The organism is Desulfonatronum thiodismutans (assembly GCF_000717475.1).
GTDB classification, from domain to species: Bacteria; Desulfobacterota; Desulfovibrionia; order Desulfovibrionales; family Desulfonatronaceae; genus Desulfonatronum; species Desulfonatronum thiodismutans.
The window spans coordinates 328,243-348,485 of sequence record NZ_JPIK01000013.1 but is presented as its reverse complement, the minus strand read 5'-3'; the positions used below and the strand labels follow the sequence as shown (position 1 = coordinate 348,485).

The following is a 20,243-nucleotide window of genomic DNA, read 5'->3' as shown; positions in this document are numbered from 1 at the left end:
GACTATCTGCGCCGCCTGGCTGGTTGCTGCTGGCTTTGCTGTTCCTGCGCGGCCTTGATTTCCTGCTCGGTCAGGGCCCGGTAAACCTGGATGGTGCTTTCGGCGTTCAGGATAACCGGGCCGGTTCCGGCCGCGGCTGTGGGCTGCAAACGAAGGCGATCCAGGCTGACCAGTCGATCCAGCCGGGCCATGCGGTCAAAAAAAGTGATCAGGTTATGGAACTCGCCGCGCATGCGTAACTGGACCTCTCGGGAGGCGTAAAAATCGTGCTGAACCTCGCCGCCGGGCTGAAAGAGCATGAACTCGACCCCCACGTCCATGCCCAACCGCTCGATGGCGGCCAGAAGTCGTTCACGTTCCTGGGCGTCCTCGGGCAGCAGCATCTTGGCCAAAAGCAACTCGTACTCCCGGGCCTCCATTTCCTCCTCCAACTCCGGCAGCCTGGCGGCTAACCGGCGATTGGCGGCAATGGACGTTTCCAGGTTCCGGATATCTTCTTGCAAAATGGTCTTGCGCTCAAGATTGGGCATGAGCGAAAAAAAGGCGTAGCAGCCCAAGGCGACGACGACCAAACCGATGAGAATCCCCAGCTTATGCAGCTTGCTCAGGTTCTCCAGCCGTTTGACCAAAGCGCGACTATCCATGGTCGGCCCTCTCCAGGAAATAGTCGGCCGGCGGAGGACCGAAGGTGACCCGGAAATGAAACTCCACCAGGGACAGGCCCTGCACCTCTCGGCGCAGGGTGCGTTCCGTCACCACGCCGCGGACAAAGGCCGATGTCCGGAGGATTTCCACGTAGGCGGCAAAGGACTGGTTGTCCATGGCCACCCCTCGCAGCTGCAAAACCCCGTTCTTTTCAAGGTGAAAGGTCTCGAACCAGATCCGCTCTTCCGGCAGCAGGGAAATCAATGCGTCCACATAGCGCACCGGCAGGGTCTGGATGCTTCGGATATCCGTGATGATCCGGATTTTCGACTCGATGGACTTCAGCTCGTTCTCCATTTGCCGGACCCGGGCCACCTCTGCCGTCAAGACCCGGTTCTCGGCCACCCTGGCTTCATGAACGCGTTCCAGTTCCCGAACTTCGGAGCTGATCCATAAATGGGTCAATAAAATCGCGCCCCCGACGAGCACGAAGGCCAGCGCCAAAGCGCCCAGGTCCAGGCGCAGGGTGGAAATCCGCGGACGTTTCTCCGGAGGGAGGAGGTTGATGCGGATCATGGAACCGCCTCCCGCAGGGCCAACCCGGCGGCCACGGCGTATTGCGGCCCCACGGCGCGAAGATAAGCCGCGTCGAACTGGGCCGGGTCCGGCTCCAGCTTGCGCCAGGGATCGAGGTGGCGCACGTCCAGTTCCAGCTCCCGACCCAGACGACCGGGCAGCCCGGCCAGCAAGCTGCCCCCTCCGGACAAATACAGGGTTTCAGCGGGTTTGGCCTCCGGCACCGAACCGAGATAAAATCCGATCAGGCGCCGCACCTCGCCCGCCCAGGAGACCACCGCGTCTTCCAGTTCATCCACGACCACGGCCTGTTCCGTGGGCGGCAAGTCGCCCGGGCCGTTGATCTTCAATTTTTCGCATTCCGCCCTGGACCGGTTCAATAATTTCGCCAGCCGGTCGGTCAACTGAAGGCCGCCGAAGCTTAATTCACGGTGAAAGACCAATTGCTTGTTCCAGACCACGCAAAACACGCTCAATTGGCCGCCGATGTCCAAAATGTACTGGGGACGGTCGATAAGTTCCGGATAGTTGAACTCAAAACAGTTGTTCAGGGCAAAGGCATCCACGTCCATCACCCGGACTTCCAGACCGGCCCGTGTCAGGATGCTCAGCCGATCCTCCACCTCCCGCTTCTTGCTGGCCACCAAAAGCACGTCTACGGTCCCCTCCTTGATTCCGGGACCGAGGTTCTGGTGGTCGATATACACGTCCTGCAGATCGAACGGGATGTACTGCTTGGCTTCCTTGGCCAGAAAATTTTCCATGTTCGCCGCGACCTCGGAAGCAACGTTGACCTTCTTGACGATCACGGCATGTCCGGTCATGGCCGAAATCACGTCTTTCTCGCGAATCCCCAGATGTCGCCACAGCTCGGCCAGCCGATCAGCTGCTTTTTCACCTTTATCCATGTCGCCGACGGCCAGGGGAATGCGGCCGATTCGACTGAGGACCGGCTTGCGACGCCGCAACCCAAGGGCCACGACTTTGATCCAACCGCTGCCCAGGTCCACTCCGGGAGGAGGACTTTTTTTACGCAGCTCAATGGTAATGGCCAAGGGCGGATCTCCGTTCGCTTACCAGTCCGTTGAAAAACTCCCAATTGCTGCGTCGCTGCAAAAAGTTCAAACTCTCACGTATGAATAAATACGCTTCGACCTTGAACTTTTTTTGCTCCTTGCACTTGGGATTTTTGAACGGACTGCCAGATAAGGACTTTTTCAACACTCAGTTATGTCGGCGATGATCGGTCCGGGAAGCAAGACGATCATTTTCCGGGGAAGTCCACGGGACAGAAGGGCCGCAAGGTCAAGACGGGGCAGTTGGCGGTTTTGACGACCTTCTCCGCCACGGAACCGAACAGTATCCGGTCAATCCCCTTGCGGCCGTGGGTACCCATGATGACCATGTCCACGCTTTCCTCGTCCGCGCATTTCACGATTTCTTCCGCTGCATACCCGCTGACCACGCGCCCGGTTACGGTGACGTCCGGCAGGTACTGCGAAATAAAGGCCTCCATGCTCTGTTCCGCTCCGGAAACGATTTCCCCGACGAACGTTTCAATGGAGTTGGGCGGGACGTGAAAGCTGACGTACTGGTTCAGCGACGGTGCCGAGTACAACAGAATCACCTCCGCACCGAAGGCCTTGGCCAAGGAATGCGCATACCCCGCCACCATGGGGCTGACTTCTGAAAAATCAATGGCGCAAAGAATCTTTTTCATGTCCACCATCGTCATATCCTCCCGCGGATTGGGTGAAGAGCAATAACCTTAAACGAAAATCGGCGACAATCGCCGCTTCTTCAATGCCATGTGTTTATGGTTCTGCCAAAGTGTTAAATAAATGGCAAGGATGGGGAGCCACCCTTAGCTTCCGATGGAACGACACAACTCCCCAATCAACTGGTTTTCTTGACCATCCACCAAGCGCCTCCCCGAAGCACTCGCTGCAGCCGCTCCGGATGTGCTCTGAATCCGTTTTCCAAAACCGCATCCGAACTTGCTGTCTGAGGTTGATTTTCGGACAAACGAGGTATGGCCCAAAGAAAAAAAAAACGGTAGAAGCACAATCGCCTTCAGATATCATCTTGCTTTGACTCCGGACCCTCGAATATCACCATCTCATGCGCCTAATCGACTATGAACACTACATAAAAAGCGAATCAGCGGCCCGCCGCTATCTGTTGAAATATTGCTGGAAAAACCACCAGCGGTTCTGCCCGCGCTGCCGACAACGCAAAAACTACCCCCTGACCGATGGTCGGCGGCGATGCGCCCAGTGTTCCTACACCTACCACGATTTCAGCGGACGCTGGATCAACAATTGCGACCTCAGCTGCCGGAACTGGCTGCGGACCATCAAGCTGTTCGAAATGGACCTGACGGTTCTGGCCATGAGCAAGGAGGTGGATCTGGCCTACAACACGGTCTACAAGGCCGTGACCACCATCCGCTGCGCCATCGCCGCCAACGCCATCGACGCCAGGGACTTTTTCGGGGCGGAGCGTAGCATCGAGCTGAAAACCTCCGGCCGGGTCCTGAACGTGGTTCCGTCCTCCAAACTGGCCACGCCGGTTTTCGGCGTCATCGAGCACTCCGGAGTAGCCTTCGTCGACCTCGTTCCCGGCCTGCGGCCTGAAACGGTATTCCATTTTCACCAGAGCTTTGGCCTGGAACTTGGCCACTGGGGCAAAACCTACTACAGCGCCCCCTATCAACGCTACCATACCCTGCTATTCTGTACTACCGCCCCTCCACCCCGTTTCATGGAATTCACCCTCCCCTCGCAAACGCCCTCCTCCGGATCTTCCCCCGACTTCCTCACCTATCTCCTGGACAAGATCCGCCGCTACCGCGGCCTTTCTCCGGAAAAATTTCCCCTGTACGTCAAGGAACTGGAGTTTCGCTACAACCATCGCGACGCCTGCATCTTCTCCGAGACCGCCGACCTACTCTGCCGATTTGTGCCAAAATTTGGGTAATCAGCTTTTTTATTGACCGCTTTTGCGATTTCTTCCATGAGGTGGCTAACGGATCGAATCTAGAAAAAGTCTCATGGAGATCGTCATGTCCCAACTCGCTTCTTTTGCGAGTCTTCCCTTCGCCGGGCTCGGATTCCGGATCAGGCCGTTCGCGGCCCAAGTCCTGGACCGACTCCGGAAAGCCATGCTCTTGGCGTTCCGAAGCACTCTGGCTGGTTGCCGTTTGGGAAGCGAGCGCGAGACGGACATCCCCCGTGCCTCTGGATACGATCTGTTGGTTATGCAGGCTCGTGAGATCCGCGGTCAGTGATTTTTTCATCAACCGACTTTAGGCTAAGGAGGCCGTATGCAAATTAACCGCAGGAATTTTCTTAAATTTTCAGCCGTGGCCGGCTCTGCGCTGGCGTTCGGGGGGTTGGGGTTCGACCTCAAGCCCACCGTGGCTAAGGCGCAATTGCTCCAATTGAAGGAGGCCAAGGAAACAACCTCCATCTGTTGCTACTGTTCCGTGGGCTGTGGGCTGATCGTGCACACGGCCCAGAGCGGTCCCAACAAGGACCGGGCCGTGAACATCGAGGGCGACCCGGACCATCCCATCAACGAGGGTTCCCTGTGCGCCAAGGGTGCTTCCCTGTGGCAGCTCGTCGAAAATGACGACAGGATGACCAAGGTTCTCTACCGTGCTCCCAACTCCGACAAATTCGAGGAAAAGACCTGGGATTGGGCTCTGGATCAAATCGCCCGCAAGGTCAAAGACGCTCGGGACGCCACTTTCGTCGCCAAGAACGCCCAGGGCCAAGTGGTCAACCGCACCGACGGCATCGCCCACACCGGCTCCGCCGCCCTGGATAACGAAGAGTGCTGGTATCTTTCATCATTGATGCGTTGCTTCGGCTTGGTGTACATAGAGCACCAAGCCCGGATCTGACACAGCGCCACTGTAGCGGCTCTGGGAGAGTCGTTCGGACGCGGTGTGATGACCAATCACTACATCGACCTGATGAACAGTGATTGCATTTTGATGATGGGCGCCAACCCGGCGGAAAACCATCCGATCTCTTTTAAATGGGTTATGAAGGCCAAGGAAAAGGGCGCGACCCTGGTCAACGTGGATCCTCGCTTCAACAGGACATCCTCCAAGTCCGACCTGTACGTGACCATGCGTTCGGGAACGGACATCCCGATCCTGGGCGGCATGATCAAGTACATCCTGGACAACGAGTTGTACTTCAAGGACTACGTCCTTAATTACACCAACGCCAGCTTCCTGGTGAACCCTGATTTCGGCTTTGACGACGGGTTGTTCACCGGCTTCAAACCCGAGACGGCCTCCTACGACAAGACCACTTGGTCCTTCCAGATGGACGAACAGGGTATCCCCAAAAAGGATCCCAGCCTGAAGGATCCCAACTGCGTCTTCCAGTTGATGAAAAAGCATTACGAACGGTACGACCTGGACCGGATCGAGAAAACCTCGGGCACGCCCAAGGACCAGCTTCTGGCCCTGTACAAGACCTATACGGCCACAGGCGCTCCGGACAAGTCCGGGACCATCATGTACGCCATGGGCTGGACCCAGCACACCACCGGTGCGCAGATCATCCGAACCATGGCCATGATCCAGCTATTGCTGGGCAACATGGGCGTGGCCGGCGGCGGAGTGAACGCCCTGCGCGGCGAGTCCAACGTCCAGGGGTCCACGGACCAGGCCCTGCTGTTCCACATCATCCCCGGCTACAACCCCACTCCCCGAGCGGCCATGGCCACCTTTGATGACTATCAGAAGGCCACGACGCCGGTAAGCAACGACCCCAAGAGCGCCAACTGGTGGCAGAACCGGCCCAAGTACGTGGCCAGCCTGCTCAAGGCCATGTACCCGGGCAAGGATCCGGCCGAAAGTTACACCTACATGCCCAAGCTGGACGCCGGACAGAACGCTTCCTGGCTGGTGCTCTTCGACCACATGCTCCAGGGCAAGTTCAAAGGCTATTTCGCCTGGGGCCAGAACCCGGCTGCCTGCGGCGCGGACTCCAACAAGACCAGAAACGCCCTGGCCCAGCTGGACTGGTTGGTGGTAGTCAACCTGTTCGACAATGAAACCGCATCCTTCTGGCGTGGCCCGAACATGGACCCGGCCAAGGTCAAGACCGAAGTCTTCGTCCTGCCTCCGGCGGTCTGGTGCGAAAAGGAAGGCTCCATTTCCAACTCCGGACGCTGGGTCCAGTGGCGCTATGCCGGTCCCAAGCCCATGGGCGACTGCATCCCGGACGGCGACATGGCCCTGGAGCTGTGGCGCAGGGTCCGCGCCCTGTATGAAAAGGAAGGCGGCGCGTTCCCGGATCCGATCCTGAACTTCAACAGCAAAGACATCGTCAATCCGGACAAGAAGTTCCCCCATGACTTTGACCCGCACCGGGTGGCCAAGCTGCTCAACGGCTACTTCGTCAAAGACGTGAAGATCGGCGACACCACACACAAGGCCGGAACCCAGGTGCCCAACTTCACCGCACTCCAGGCCGACGGCTCCACGGCCTGCGGCAACTGGGTCTACAGCGGCTGCTACACCGAGGCCGGGAACATGATGGCCCGCCGCGACAAGACCCAGACTGAAATGCAGGCCAACATCGGCATCTTCCCGGCTTGGTCCTGGGCTTGGCCGTTGAACCGCCGCATCGTGTACAACCGGGCCTCCTGCGATCCGCAGGGCAAGCCGTACGCACCGAACAAGGCGGTCGTCGCCTGGGACGGCTCCAAGTGGGTCGGCGACGTACCGGACGGCGGATGGGCTCCCAGCGAGCGGCACCCCTTCATCATGACCGCCGAAGGCTACGGTCGTCTGTTCGGTCCGGGCATGGCCGACGGCCCGTTCCCAGAGCACTTCGAGGCCATGGAATGCCCCTTTGAGGAACATCCCTTCTCCAGCCAACTGCACAACCCCACGGCCCTGGAGTTCGTGGGCGAGGCCATCAAACGCGCCGTGTGCGATCCCCGGTACCCCTTCGTGGGCACCACCTACCGGGTCACCGAGCACTGGCAGTCCGGGGTAATGACCCGCTGGACGCCTTGGCTGACGGAGTGCATGCCGCAGAACTTCGTGGAAATTGATCCCGAGTTGGGTAAGTTGCGAGGCATTGAAAGCGGCGACAAAGTCATCGTGGAAAACATGCGCGGCAAAATCGAAGCCGTGGCCATTGTCACGCCTCGCCTGCAACCGATCAAGTCCATGGGCCAGACCATCCACATGGTCGGCACCACATGGCACTACGGATGGGTCCATCCCAAGAATGGAGGCGATTCGGCCAACCTGCTGACACCTTCCGTAGGCGACCCGAACACCTTCATTCCCGAGACCAAGACGTTCATGGTCAACATCCGCAAGGCCTAAGGAGGAGTGCGATATGCAAGGTAAAAGCTTTTTTATCGATCTGACAAAGTGCACGGCCTGCCGAGGCTGCCAGGTGGCTTGCAAGCAATGGAAGAAACTGCCCGCGGAGGAAACCCGAAACTGGGGTTCCTTCCAGAATCCCAAGGACCTCTCAGCCATCACCTATAAGCTGGTGCGGATGACCGAGGCCATGGAAGGCGAGAAGTTCAAGCAGTGGTATTTCTTTCCTGACCAGTGTCGGCACTGCGTCTACCCGCCCTGCAAAATGGTCGGCGACTATGACGACGACCAAGCCATTCTCCATGACGAGGAGACTGGGGCAATCCTGTTCACGGAACGGACCAAGAACCTGGATGGACAGCAGATCAGGGAATCGTGTCCCTACGACATCCCTCGCTGGAACGAGGAAACCAAGATTCAAACCAAGTGCGACATGTGTATTGACCGGGTTCAGAACGGCTTGCTCCCGGCCTGTGTGCTGAGCTGTCCCACGGGAACCATGCAGTTCGGGGACTCGGATGAAATCCTGGAAATCGCAAAAAAACGGTTGGAGGAAGTCAAGAAGTATAAGCCCAACGCCGCGCTGACCGATCCCAATGATGTCCGGGTGATCTTCCTGACCGAGGACAATCCCCGGGAATACTTCCGGTATGCCGTGGCTTCCGCGGATATTCCCAAGTACAGCCGTAAAGCCGCCCTGGCCAAGGTGACCTCGCCAGCCAAGCGGATTTTCGGATAGTCTCTTTTCTCTCACCCTCCTTCGTCTTGACCGGGGCCCTGTGGGCCCCGGTCGTTTTTTATTGCCTTTCCAGCACGATCACCCCGACTCCGGGAAGATCCACCTTCAGTCGGGTCGTCTCCACGATATCCCCGGTGATCACGCCTCCAGTCCGGGTATGCAGCCAGATCTCCTGCCCTCGCTGCTTCCAGCGAAACGAAACCACGTCGAAATCCGTCTCCCAGGTCCCCTGACCATTGGGTTGCAAGTCCAGCAACACAAAATGCTCCTCCTCAGGTGGACTTTGGTACTTGCCCACCAAGTGGGAAGGATCGGAGCAGGCAGTGGCCAACACAAAGGCCCAGCCCAATAGGCCGAGCAATAAAAACCTGCGCATCAGAAACCTCGCCATGAGTCAGGGATCAGAAGACAGAGGAATAGAATCAGGCAATTTTCTCGATCCTGGAGGTGAAATGGTTCTCCAGGTGCAAAATCTTGTCGAAGTAATAGATGTGGACCGTCATGCCCACCCAGATCAAGTCGCGAACAACCGTCCACCAGGATATCGGGTCTTCAACGCTGCTGAAGCAGCCACAGGGGATAGGCGAGTCGCGAAACAGGTTGATCACCACGGCAATGGTGAACATCACCAGCATCCCGCCGATGAGCACCACCGCGGACTTGGCCCGGAAGCCGATAATCAACAAAACGCCGCAAACCAACTCGAACCAAGGCATGAACACGGACAGGACATTCACCGCCCAGTAGGGAACTAACTGGTAGCTGGCGATGGTCTCGGCAAATTCAGCGGTATAGCTGATCTTGTACATGCTCGCGTAGATAAACAGCCCGCCAATGTACAATCGCAGCGCCAGGGCCACGTACTCATGGGTCAGCAGTCTGACCAGCGGATTTTTCGTCATGGCTCCACCGGAAGCCCGTTGCGTTGCCATTGCCGCAGACCTCCCTCCATGACCCGGACATTGACCATGCCGCGCTCCTTGAGCTTGGCCGCCACCTGCTCGTCATATCTTCTGCTGATGTTGCGGCCGTAGACGATGACGTCCTTTTCCGGGTCCAACATGGCGAAACGCATGGAATAGACGAAGTCGAACAGGTTCAAGGGCAGATTTTCCGCGCCGGCGATATGCGACTGGTTGAAAAACTCCGTTGGCCGGGCGTCTAAAAACAACGCGCCCTGCGACTCATGCTTGAGCCGGGCCCAGGCCACGTCGATATAATCGGGCCGAGGCTGAGCCCAGGTTTCCGGCAACAACGAAATCCCGCCGGGGCTGGAGGCGTTGAAGACCAACGCCAGAACCAGACTGACCAAGGCCAAGGCCAGGCAGTCGAAAAGGTTCACCTGTTTGATGCGCAAAGTTTCGGTGCGCAGCAGGGAACTGAAGCGATTGGCGGCTGCCTCCAGCAGGCTGATGGTCTGGCGGCTTTGTCGCAGTTCGTCGAGGGTTTGCTGTAGCTCAGCGTTTTTGCGCAGCAGGTCGCTGTTCAAATTTTCGATGGTTTCAAAAGCCAGAGCATTGTCCAGGCTGACCAGAAAACCCTGGAGCAGGGCGGGCAAAAGTTCCCGCTCCGCCTGGTCGTCCTCGGATCGGGCAAGACAGTTACCGATTCCCGCGAGCCCATACCAATTTTCGTCCACCAGAAAGGCGGCGCCGACTTGGGGCGTTTCGGCCAATTCCAGGGACTGAAGTTCGTCGTAGGTCAGGACCTGATAGTGCTTTTCTCCCTGAGCCGGAACAAAAGGGGGATGCAGCAGGGAACGGAAGACGGCGTCCAAGCGCTGAGCGTCGAAGGAGGGAGCGGCACCGTCGCTGAACCCACGAGTCGCGATCTCGAGACGGTCCTCCCGTCGATCCCACAGCACGATAAACCCACGTTGGGCGCTGAACGTGCCCATGACCGACAGAAGAAACGAGGAAAGAAGGGTCTTGGCGTGCAGGTTCCCGCTGAGTTCCCGAGTGGTGTCGCAGATGGACTTGAAGTGAAAGTAACGGCGGTCCAGCCGGGCTTGAATATCCTGGGAATCCAGCAGCGCGCGCTGAAGCTCGGTGTTTCTCGCTTGCAATTTCTCATTCAGGCCGCGAATGGTCTCATTCACGCTTGCGGAGGCCAGGGCGTCCATGAATGCCGTGACCAGTTGCAGCACGAAATCTTCATCCTGGTGGTCGTACGCCGAGCCGTTGACCTTGGAACCATAGCCCAGGACCCCGAAACGATGCTCGTCCAGATACCACTCCACCACGACGCGCAACGGCTCGGGCAGGCCGGGCTTTTCGGGAGACTCGTTGATCACCACGACCAGCACCTGCCGGGAAAGCATCCCGCCCTCGTCTCGGACTTTGGCGGACACGGACTGAACCGCCTCGGGCAGCCGCTCCTTGTCGGACTCGGGTAGGCCGCGCAAGACGAGATGCTGCCGGCCTGAACGGCGATCCTGGGCAACGAGCAATCCCTGGGCTGTTCCCAGGGCCCCCATGCTCATCAGGACGAAGGCCTCCATGACCTCCACCGGGTCGGTCAATCGACTCAGTTCACTGACCGTCTCGAACAGGGCGTCCAATTGAAAGGCGCGACGGTTTCCGAAAGACTCTCCAAAAGAGTCACGGGAGACCTCGGCTGAGGCCTCTATAGAGGCCTGTAAAGGCGGTCCAACTGAGAGATTCGGAGCCCGACGCTGATCCATGTGGTATCCTCGACCGTATCCCCGGCATCAAGCGCTGGGGAGGCCGATGGGCTGCAAGCAGGAAAATGAGATCAGGGCAACTGTTTGAGCCTGTTGAAGAGATTGTCGATATCCGTGCGGCCCAAGTGAGCGAAAAGAATGGAGCCGTCCCGATCCACGAGCAAGGTATACGGAGTGTCCGGTTCACCGATCATTTTGTGCAGGGCGTAATCCCCATCCTGAAGAATAGGGAAGGGAAAACGCCATGTCCGGTGGAGATGCTCGATTTCCATCGGGGTGGCCCCCGCGGCCACGGCGACCATGGCCACCTTGCCCGCAAGGTCCGCGTCACGCTGGATACGTTGATACAGGCGCAGCATGTCCGGAGCCTGATTATGGCAGACGGGACAGTAAACGCCGACGATCTCGATCAGAAAGAAGTCCTTGTCCATGTCCGCCAAAGCCACGCTGCCCTTACCTTCTCCGAGGCTCAGATAAGCTCGATGAGCCGGAACCTCCGGAGTGGGAAACGCAAAGGCCAAAATTTCCGGGTGTCGCTCTCCAACCCCCAGAGGCCCCATGGCGGAGGCCTGGCCGACGACCAAAGCCAGCGACAACCAGACCAGAACAAAAAAACTTCCCGCAAGTCCTCGCATATCCGTATTCTCCGATGCTTATGATGAAAGGCGATTTCAAGCCGACATACCGCTCAACACGGAGCGCGCCTCGGTTTCGTCCTGAACGATCCGAGCCAGTTTGGTCACCCCGACCATTTCGAACACTTTGCGAAAATTCTCGGCCAGTCCGGTGAGGATCACAGCTTGGCCGCGCTGCTTGCTTTCCGTAAGGAGCTGGATCAGCACGGCGATGCCGGCGCCGTTGATTGAGGCGTTCTCGTTAAAACGAAAGAGAATTTTGGGGACGCTCCACGTCGAGATCTGCCCGTAAGCCTCCAACAGCACCGGTTCGGAAGCGGCGTTGACGTTGCCGCGGATGTCGATGCAGGCCATGTCGTCCTCCTGGACCCAGGAAATTTCCTTTTCCTCGTTTTCGGCCATGGTCAGCCGCTCCTCGGCGCGCCGCAAGGCTTGGTCCAGGGCGGCTTTCTGAATCGGCTTGTTGATGAAATCCGTGGCGTTCATGTTCAACGCACGAATGGCCAGATCCAGGTCTCCGTGCCCGGTGATGATGATCACCTCGGCCAGAGGATTGAGTTCCTTGATGCGTTTGAGAACCTCCAGGCCGTCCATCCCAGGCATCTTGATGTCCGTGATCACGATGGCCGGTTGCTCTTTCTGAAAAACGACCAACCCGTCTTCCCCATTTTCCGCGGTGAACACCGTAAAGCCATAGGCGTTCAAAAAAAGGCGAAACATGGACAAGGTCGGTTTCTCATCGTCGATAACGAGTATCTTGCGCATCAGTCCAGCCTCCAATTATTCCTGAGCAATGGGGAATGAAAGGACGAAAATCGTCCCTTCGCCCTCTTCACTCTTGATATCGATGGTCCCATCATAGTCCTTGATGATGCCGTAGGAAATGGACAAACCAAGTCCCATGCCCATCCCTGTCTGCTTGGTTGTGTAAAACGGGTCGAAAATTTTCTCCGCCACGGAAGGACTCATCCCGCACCCGGTATCCGCCACGCTGAGACAAACCCGATCATGGTCCAGGAAGGAGCGAATCACAATCTCCCGGTGCCCTTCCTCTTCCAGGGTCTTGTAGCGGTCTTGAATCGCATCCCTGGCGTTGGTGACCAGATTGAACAAAACCTGCTCCAAACGATTCACATGAGCCGACACCGGAGGAATGCTTTCATCCAGGTCGAGGGTAACAACGATGTTTTGCAGGCTCAACTGATGGGCCATGATGGACATTACCCCACGCACCGGCTTGTTGATGTCGATGGGCTCCTTGGAAAAATCCGACTTGCGTCCGAATTCACGCAAATGATTGATGATCTCCGTTGCCCGATCCACCTGGGTGCTCATTTCGTTGCTGATCTCCCGCAAACTTTCATTAGAAAGCGGCATCTGCTCGTTTACCGCCATGTCCAGGAATTCGCTGCCCATCTTGATCATGTTCAACGGTTGATTCAACTCATGGGCGATCCCCGCGGAGAGCTGGCCCAGACTGGTCATTTTGCTGGCCTGGATCAACTGGGCGTCCTTTTCCAGCATTTCCGTGATGTCCGAAGTGGAAACGATAATGGCGTCGCGTTCCAGGTAGCGCGTTTTACAGGCCACCACGTTCACGTAAAAGGGAGATTCCCCTTTCTTGAAATGCATGGCCTTGGGATAAATAAAGCTCTCGGACTCCGGATTGTCACGGAAAAAAGCGGTGAAGCGGTTCTTGAACTCAGGCGCCAGCTCCAAAAACGACGTCTTCAGCATCTCCTCCTTGGAGTAGTCATAGGTGGCCAAAGCGCTGGGATTGGCGTCCAGAATCCGGAACGTGCGGGTGCTGAGCACGAAAATCGGGGCGGGGCCGCTTCGGAAGAGGGAGCGGTATTTTTCCTCGGACTCGCGCACCCGATTGCGATAGAGCTTGATACTGCGGACCATGTGCTTGAAGGAGTCCGCCAGTTGCTCCACCTCGTCGCCGGACTTTTTCTTTTTGACCACGCAGTCCGTGCAGTAGGCAGGCTTCTCAGGGGTATAATCCGGACTGAACCGGCCCAAGGTTTTATCCACGTACCAACAGGGCAGATCCATGTTGTAGTAAGCCGGACAATGCTCTTCCTTGTCCGACTCCTCCAAAGCCATGGGCTTCAGGTCCAGGTTGCCGCGGGTGATGTCGTCGGCCAGTTTGGTCAACTGCGTCAACGACCTGGTCACGTACTTGGAGAGTTTGTGGCTGACCAGGAAAATAATGATGATAATGGCGCTGATAAATCCGAGAAACGTGATGCGCAGCTTGCCGATGAGTTGATCGATGTGTTTTTGCTTCAACCCGACGTGAACGGTGCCGATGGGGTAGATGCCTTCCCAGATCGGTACGGCGATGTCGTAGACCGAGGCGTCGTCGATGATCAACCGGGCCACGCTGTACTGCTTGTCCGCTGGAATAGGGTTGGCGGAACTTAATGGTTCCGGAAACGGACGGATGAAGGTATGCGACAGGACGTTGCGTTCATCGTCCAGAATAAAGATGTACTCCACGAGCATCCGCCGCTCGCCGAGCTGTGCGTTGTCGAAGAGCAGGCTGACCAGGTTCGGGTGGTCCCGGGTCAACACGTAGCCGCGACCCTGGTCGGCGATGCTTTGGGCGATGGCAATGCCGCGCCCGGTCAGCTCATTGACCAAGCTGGAGATCAGAATCCATCTCGCCAACAGGGCGATGGTCGCGCTGATAACCAACACCATGGCCAGAGTGGAGAAAAAAATCTTGTTCTTAAGGCTGGCTTCTCGCAGGGAACTCATCATGCTCCTTGAAGTCGCGCCAAGCCCTCTGGTATTTTGCACGATTCCTACTCCGGACAAGCAGCCGGCGGGTCATGCTTGGCTTCCGCCGTGAGACGGTTCCAGTCGGTCAGGATCACCAGACGTCCGTTTTGGATGATCGTGAAGTAAACCCGCTCCAGCCCCTGATGATTCGTCGGTCCGAAAGACAAGGTGTTGGCGATGCCCAGGGAGTAATTCTGAATGGACTGAATGGCGTCGATAAAACGCGTCCTGCTCAGGTTGCGTCCGGCCCGGCGCAGCCCCTCCACCAAAACTTTGGCGTTGATGTAGCCTTCCAGGGCCACAAGGTTGGGCAGATCCTCCGGAAAGGCCCGTTTATGCCGTTCCAGATACTCCACCACTCCCCACAGCAAGGCCTGAGATTCCAGCGAGTCCGGAGGAGGAACCACCTGGGAGATGATTACCCCGTCCCCGTCCTTGCCCAGAATGCGGGCCAATTCCTCTGATCCCACGAACGAAACGTTGTGAAACAGTGGAGAAAACCCGCGAGAACGGGCCTGCTTGATGAACTTCGCGCAGGCGTCGTAGGTCCCGACCATGATCACGGCCTCGGCCTTGGATTCAATGATGGCTTCCAAGCCTTCCTCAATGTCCTGGGTGCCGCGGGTGTAACTGCTCCTGGCCACCGGCGCCAGATCATACGTCCTCAACGCCAGCTCGGTTCCCTTCAAGCCATCAAAACCATACGCGTCGTATTGATAAAATACGGCGATTTTCGTCAGGCCGAGATCCTCGACGAAATGGCGAACAACTTCATTTGTTTCCTGGTAGTACGAGGCCCGAATATTCACGATATTCCGGTTGAACGGCTCCCGAAACGCGTTCGCTCCACTAAAGATTCCCAGAAGGGGTACCTGGGCCTGCTCGATCAACGGGAGAATCTTGACAGTGGTCGGAGTGCCGACGTAACTGAAGAGCGCGAAAACTTGGTCGTCAACGATCAGCTTCTGCGTGTTCGCCAGGCACCGGGGCGGATCATATCCGTCATCATAGGCGATCACCCGAATCCTGCGCCCATGCACCCCGCCCTGCTCGTTGACATGGTTGATGTAGGACAAGGCCCCGTTCAGGGTCTGCGTTCCCAAAAAACCCGCATGTCCGCTAAGCGCCAACGACGAACCGATCAGGATTTCCGTCTCGCTCACCCCCGGAACCTCGTTCAGCGTCGGGTCGTCATGGACGCTCTGGGTGCAGGAGAGGAGAAGGCCGACCACGGCAACCATGAAAAAAATCCGGTGAATTCTCACGAACCTGATCTCCTTGAAGATGTTCGCAATTTGCTCTCGATATAATTGGCAAAATGAGTGAACCGCTTGTCGACGGGCAAATTTTCTCATAACTTAGTAATCCTGTAACTCATTCACCATATGTCTGACAACAACTTTCGAGAGGCACAATGATGATTTTACATCTATTTCGCGCGTTTTTTTTCATTTTCGCCACCCTGCTTCTGATTTCCTGCGGCGGGGGGAGTACGGTTACTTCGGTGACATTGAGTTCAGATCCCGCGGACGTACCCGTGGGCGGCAGGACCACCCTCATCGCCGAAGCCACGAACAGTGTAACCGGTGACGCCCTCGGCGAAAAGGTAACCTTTACCATCCGGCACAATGAAAGCGGCTCTCACTTGGACGTCGTCAACGATCGACTGGACGCCAATAACCAAGCACGGGCGATTTTTCACGCCGGTTCAAAAAGCGGCACGGATATCGTTGAGGCCTCCTTTGCCAGCGGTGCACGGGCCACGACGACCATCAAGGTCGGCGATGGCGTGGTCATTGGCGATATTCGGCTGGAAGCCTTCAGCCAGTCTGGAGGAGGCGTCTCTCAAGCTTGGCGAATTCGAGCCACGGTCACGGACACTCGAGGATTTCCGGCCCCTGGAATAACCGTTCTTTTCAGTACAAACAATGGGAACCTCGGACTCACAGGAGTGCCGACGAATAGCGCCGGCCTTGCGGAGACTATTCTTACACTGGCAGACGATACTCAAGGTGCCAGGGTTTGGGCCACCGCCGGAGGAATTTCTGTTTCCATAAATGTCGGCCCCAGAAACTAGCAATGATTTCATTGCAACCATCTTTATTTGCGAAACAAATACAAAATCAACTTATTGCAACAAATCAGAGCTTGCAGATTTTTTAGCTAAATGACTTGCTGGAATTGACTGCCTGGGCAAGTACCGTTTGTGGGCGAGGTGTTGCCACACGCCCCCATCGACACTATTCTGCCGACATGGTTGACTACGGATAGCAGTCCCTCAACCATGTCGGCAATCTTTTTTTCAGGAGGATTATGTTTATGTTTTTACTACGAGACGCATTACTTGCCTTGGTGCTTCTTTTTTTGTTCACCGCTCCGACTCAAGCCCGCCTACCCGAATTCACCGAACTGGCCGAAAAATCCGCCCCAGCAGTGGTGAACATCAGTTCAGTCCGGGTTGTGTCCGGCGAGAATCCCATGCGGCAGTTTTTCTCTCCCTTCCAACGCAGAGGGGGGCCTTTTGACGACTTTTTTGAACAGTTTGAGCGTTTTTTCGGGGAACAGGCTCCGACTAGGCGTTCCCAGTCCCTGGGGTCCGGGTTCATCATCTCCGCCGACGGGTACATTGTGACCAACAACCATGTAATCCGTGACGCTACGGAGATCACTGTCAACCTGTTGGACAACGACAACTCCTACACGGCCGAGGTGGTCGGACGGGACGCGGAGACGGACTTGGCCTTGCTGAAGATCGAGGCGGATCGGCCTCTGCCCGTATTGGAGTTCGGGGATTCAGAACAGGCCAAAGTCGGTCAGTGGGTGGTGGCCATTGGGAATCCTTTTGGCTTGGCCCATACGGTGACCGCCGGGATCGTCAGTGCCAAGGGCCGAATCATCGGCTCCGGCCCCTACGACGACTTCATCCAGACCGACGCCTCCATCAACCCCGGCAACAGCGGCGGTCCGTTGCTGGACATGCAAGGCCGGGTGATCGGAATCAACACGGCCATTGTCGCTTCCGGGCAGGGGATCGGCTTTGCCATTCCCAGCAACATGGCCCGCGGAATCATCGTCCAGCTGCAGGAAAACAAGATGGTTCAACGTGGGTGGCTGGGCGTGACCATTCAAGATTTGGACGATAACTCGGCCAGAGCCCTGGGTCTGACGTCCACTCGGGGCGCGTTGATCGCCGAGGTGATCCCGGATGAACCCGCCGCCAAAGCGGGATTGCGATCCGGGGACGTGGTGATTTCCATCAACGGGCAGGCGGTGGTTGATTCCAGTTCTCTGCTGCGGGTCGTGGCCCAACAGACTCCCGGCGAATCGGTCAAGGTCGATGTCATGCGTCAAGGCAAAAAGCAGTCGATCACCGTCGTTCTGGGCACCAGGGATCCGGAGCGTCTGGCCCAACGCGACGCACCGTCTCCCAGGGCGGGGGACCAGGAAACGTCCCTGGGCATTTCCCTGCGCCCCATCGACGACCGTGAGGCCAGGGCCATGGGCATGACCCGCCCGCAAGGCCTGCTGGTCACCGCCGTGGAGGCCGACTCCGAAGCCGCCCGGGCCGATGTTCGCGCCGGAGACATCGTCATGGAGGCCAACCAGCAGCCCGTCAATTCCATAGACGAATTTCAAAGGGTGCTGCGTGAAGACGCCACGGAAAAAGGCGTGATCATGTTGCTCATCCGCCGACAGGCCCAGACCATCTTTCGGACCATTCCCTTGGAATAGACTCTCTCGCTTCAAGCAACCTCATCAAAAGGGCGACGCGCCGAAGCGCCGCCCTTTTTTATTGTGATTTCTCCGTGGATCGACTATGCGGCGTGGTCATGTCCACGCATCATTGTTTGCCGACGAGACTGCTCGCGGGCTGCAAAGTCAATATTTTTCTGGAAATCCTCGGTCTTCGGGACGATGGATACCACGACTTGGCGACGTTGTTCCTGCCCCTGCCGACTCCGCACGACATTTTGACCGTTACCCAGGGCGCGCCCGGCACCGGACTGACGCTGACCTGCTCCGAGGATGCGGTGCCCCACGAAGAGAACATTCTCGCCAGGTGCTATGAGCATTTTGGAGGAACGACGGGTTTTCGCCCGGATGTGAACGTTCACCTGCAAAAAGAAATCCCCATGGGCGCCGGGCTTGGAGGTGGCAGCAGCGACGCGGCGGCCTTCCTGAGATACCTGAACAACGCAGCCGGCGCCTTCCGTTTAAATGACGCCGACCTCATTTCCTTGGCTGGCGACCTCGGAGCGGATGTTCCGTTTTTTTTGTTCAACCGCCCGGCATGGGCCACCGGACGAGGCGATCGCTTGACTCCGATCCGCCTTCCATTGGACGGCCTGACCGTGGTATTGGCCTGTCCCCGCGTCCATATTTCCACGGCCTGGGCCTACAAGGCCTGGGACGAAACCTGCGTGGGAAAAACACCACCTTCCTTTCCCTTGACACCGCAAATCGCTCCGGATATGTTTCCCGCTTTGCCAATTTCCGTCTTTCACAACAGCTTTGAGTTGCCGGTATTCACGACGCACCCTCAATTGCGGCTCGTCAAAGAAGCGCTATTGTCCTGCGGTGCAAGCGGCGCGGTCATGAGTGGAAGTGGAGCAAGCTTGTTCGCCGTGTTCCGCGCACCCGCCCAGGCGGAAAAAGCGGCCGGCCGCGTCCGGGAGTGGGACATTCCTACGTATGTCTATCCTCTCTAGCCCTCGAAACTCGGCAAAGTGATCAATTGGGGTGTCGCCAAGCGGTAAGGCACGGGTCTTTGGAATCCGCACTCGGAGGTTCGAATCCTCCCACCCCAGCCATTTTTTTCAAGGAATCTCTTCATGGCTCTCCATGGTGAATTAAAAATCCTCTCCGGTTCCGCGAACCCTCCCCTGGCCAAAGCCATCTGTGACCACCTGGGCACAAGATTGACGCCTTGCCTGGTTGAAACTTTCAGCGACGGAGAGATTCGCGTCGAGATCGGGGACAATGTCCGCGGGGATGATGTTTTCGTCGTGCAGCCCACCTGCGCCCCCGTCAACTACAACCTGATGGAACTGTGTCTTGTGCTGGACGCTCTGAAGCGAGCCAGCGCCAAGCGGGTTACCGCCGTGATTCCATATTACGGTTACGCCCGGCAAGACCGCAAGGTGGTTCCCCGTGCGCCCATCAGCGCGAAACTCGTGGCCGACTTCCTGACCGTGGCCGGCGTACATCGCCTGTTGACCATTGATCTCCATGCCGGGCAAATTCAGGGTTTTTTCAACATACCCGTGGACAATCTCTACGCGGCCCCGATTCTGCTCGACAATATCAAGAAATTGACCGACGGCCCCGACGATCTGGTTATCGTTTCACCCGACGCCGGCGGTACGGAGCGAGCCCGTGCCTACGCCAAACGTCTTTGCGCGGGCTTGGCTATCATCGATAAACGCAGGGTCTGCCCCAATCAGGCTGAAGCCATGAACGTCATCGGCGACGTGGAAAACAAGGTCGCGGTGGTGCTCGACGACATGATCGACACGGCCGGGACCATGGTCCAGGCCGCCAAGGTGCTCATGGACAAGGGCGCAAAAAGCGTCGTGGCCTGCGCCACGCATGGCGTTCTTTCCGGTCCCGCCGTGAAACGCTTACAGGATTCGGCCTTTAACCAAGTTTACGTCACGGACACGATTCCCTTGAAAAGCGAGGCCCAGGCCTGCGAGAAGATCCATGCGCTGTCCGTGGCCAGCATCCTGGCCAAGGCAGTGCACAACATCCACACCGAATCCTCGGTCAGCGTCCTTTTTGTCTAATCAATTCCCTTAAGGAGATACAGGC

Annotated in this window: 19 protein-coding genes and 1 tRNA gene; 9 read left to right on the top strand and 11 right to left on the bottom strand. The window is 57.4% G+C overall.

Annotated elements, in window-relative coordinates; genetic code table 11:
* Positions 1-2: 2 nt before the first annotated feature.
* The 4 genes from GY33_RS0111650 to GY33_RS0111635 all read right to left on the bottom strand — a co-directional run bounded on the left by GY33_RS0111650 (position 3) and on the right by GY33_RS0111635 (position 2,950).
* Positions 3-644 carry a type IV pilus inner membrane component PilO gene (locus tag GY33_RS0111650; RefSeq protein WP_031387503.1) on the bottom strand — a complete coding sequence of 214 codons (642 nt, stop codon included), beginning with the start codon at positions 642-644 and terminating at the stop codon, positions 3-5.
* Positions 637-1,221, bottom strand: coding sequence for a PilN domain-containing protein (locus tag GY33_RS0111645; protein WP_031387502.1), 585 nt, complete (start codon positions 1,219-1,221; stop codon positions 637-639). Before GY33_RS0111645 ends, GY33_RS0111650 begins: the two co-directional genes overlap by 8 nt.
* Positions 1,218-2,276, bottom strand: coding sequence for a type IV pilus assembly protein PilM (pilM, locus tag GY33_RS0111640; protein ID WP_031387501.1), 1,059 nt, complete (start codon positions 2,274-2,276; stop codon positions 1,218-1,220). Before pilM ends, GY33_RS0111645 begins: the two co-directional genes overlap by 4 nt.
* A gap of 209 nt (positions 2,277-2,485) precedes the next feature.
* Complete coding sequence (locus tag GY33_RS0111635) at positions 2,486-2,950, bottom strand: universal stress protein (protein WP_031387500.1); 465 nt, start codon at positions 2,948-2,950, stop codon at positions 2,486-2,488.
* 392 nt (positions 2,951-3,342) lie between these two features.
* On the opposite strand from GY33_RS0111635, the gene GY33_RS0111630 reads away from it, so the two are divergent.
* From GY33_RS0111630 to GY33_RS0111610, 4 genes are all read left to right on the top strand, one after another.
* Complete coding sequence (locus GY33_RS0111630) at positions 3,343-4,200, top strand: transposase (protein WP_031387499.1); 858 nt, start codon at positions 3,343-3,345, stop codon at positions 4,198-4,200.
* A gap of 85 nt (positions 4,201-4,285) precedes the next feature.
* Positions 4,286-4,510: a hypothetical protein gene (locus GY33_RS0111625; protein WP_152555176.1), complete on the top strand. Its 225-nt coding sequence runs from the start codon at positions 4,286-4,288 to the stop codon at positions 4,508-4,510.
* Between the two features lie 36 nt (positions 4,511-4,546).
* On the top strand, positions 4,547-7,585 hold the full coding sequence (fdnG, locus tag GY33_RS0111615) for a formate dehydrogenase-N subunit alpha (protein WP_084185121.1): 3,039 nt from the start codon (positions 4,547-4,549) through the stop codon (positions 7,583-7,585).
* A gap of 13 nt (positions 7,586-7,598) precedes the next feature.
* On the top strand, positions 7,599-8,324 hold the full coding sequence (locus GY33_RS0111610; RefSeq protein WP_031387495.1) for a 4Fe-4S dicluster domain-containing protein: 726 nt from the start codon (positions 7,599-7,601) through the stop codon (positions 8,322-8,324).
* Between the two features lie 58 nt (positions 8,325-8,382).
* Here the strand turns inward: GY33_RS0111610 and GY33_RS0111605 are convergent, their stop codons facing one another.
* The 7 genes from GY33_RS0111605 to GY33_RS0111575 all read right to left on the bottom strand — a co-directional run bounded on the left by GY33_RS0111605 (position 8,383) and on the right by GY33_RS0111575 (position 15,697).
* A complete protein-coding gene (locus GY33_RS0111605; protein WP_051822549.1) occupies positions 8,383-8,700 on the bottom strand; it encodes a hypothetical protein in 318 nt (105 codons plus the stop codon).
* 46 nt (positions 8,701-8,746) lie between these two features.
* Positions 8,747-9,226 carry a MauE/DoxX family redox-associated membrane protein gene (locus tag GY33_RS0111600; RefSeq protein ID WP_031387493.1) on the bottom strand — a complete coding sequence of 160 codons (480 nt, stop codon included), beginning with the start codon at positions 9,224-9,226 and terminating at the stop codon, positions 8,747-8,749.
* A complete protein-coding gene (locus GY33_RS19880; protein ID WP_084185120.1) occupies positions 9,223-11,007 on the bottom strand; it encodes a rhodanese-like domain-containing protein in 1,785 nt (594 codons plus the stop codon). Before GY33_RS19880 ends, GY33_RS0111600 begins: the two co-directional genes overlap by 4 nt.
* A 71-nt stretch (positions 11,008-11,078) precedes the next feature.
* Positions 11,079-11,642: a peroxiredoxin family protein gene (locus GY33_RS0111590; RefSeq protein WP_051822547.1), complete on the bottom strand. Its 564-nt coding sequence runs from the start codon at positions 11,640-11,642 to the stop codon at positions 11,079-11,081.
* A 36-nt stretch (positions 11,643-11,678) separates the two neighbouring features.
* The gene (locus GY33_RS0111585; protein WP_031387490.1) at positions 11,679-12,407 is read right to left on the bottom strand and encodes a response regulator; all 729 of its coding nucleotides are present in this window, start codon (positions 12,405-12,407) and stop codon (positions 11,679-11,681) included.
* 15 nt (positions 12,408-12,422) lie between these two features.
* Positions 12,423-14,450, bottom strand: a complete 2,028-nt coding sequence (locus tag GY33_RS0111580) for an ATP-binding protein (RefSeq protein WP_326923846.1) — start codon at positions 14,448-14,450, stop codon at positions 12,423-12,425.
* A 5-nt stretch (positions 14,451-14,455) separates the two neighbouring features.
* Entirely contained in the window at positions 14,456-15,697 is a 1,242-nt protein-coding gene (locus GY33_RS0111575) for an ABC transporter substrate-binding protein (RefSeq protein WP_235185509.1), read from the bottom strand.
* Between the two features lie 149 nt (positions 15,698-15,846).
* Between GY33_RS0111575 and GY33_RS0111570 the strand changes: the two genes are divergently transcribed.
* The 5 genes from GY33_RS0111570 to GY33_RS0111550 all read left to right on the top strand — a co-directional run bounded on the left by GY33_RS0111570 (position 15,847) and on the right by GY33_RS0111550 (position 20,218).
* Complete coding sequence (locus GY33_RS0111570; protein WP_031387487.1) at positions 15,847-16,509, top strand: Ig-like domain-containing protein; 663 nt, start codon at positions 15,847-15,849, stop codon at positions 16,507-16,509.
* 242 nt (positions 16,510-16,751) lie between these two features.
* Positions 16,752-18,164 carry a DegQ family serine endoprotease gene (locus GY33_RS0111565; protein ID WP_152555175.1) on the top strand — a complete coding sequence of 471 codons (1,413 nt, stop codon included), beginning with the start codon at positions 16,752-16,754 and terminating at the stop codon, positions 18,162-18,164.
* A 98-nt stretch (positions 18,165-18,262) separates the two neighbouring features.
* Entirely contained in the window at positions 18,263-19,141 is an 879-nt protein-coding gene (gene ispE / locus GY33_RS0111560; RefSeq protein WP_031387485.1) for a 4-(cytidine 5'-diphospho)-2-C-methyl-D-erythritol kinase, read from the top strand.
* 27 nt (positions 19,142-19,168) lie between these two features.
* A tRNA-Gln gene (locus GY33_RS0111555) sits at positions 19,169-19,243 on the top strand.
* A gap of 21 nt (positions 19,244-19,264) precedes the next feature.
* Entirely contained in the window at positions 19,265-20,218 is a 954-nt protein-coding gene (locus GY33_RS0111550) for a ribose-phosphate pyrophosphokinase (protein WP_031387484.1), read from the top strand.
* Positions 20,219-20,243 lie beyond the last annotated feature (25 nt).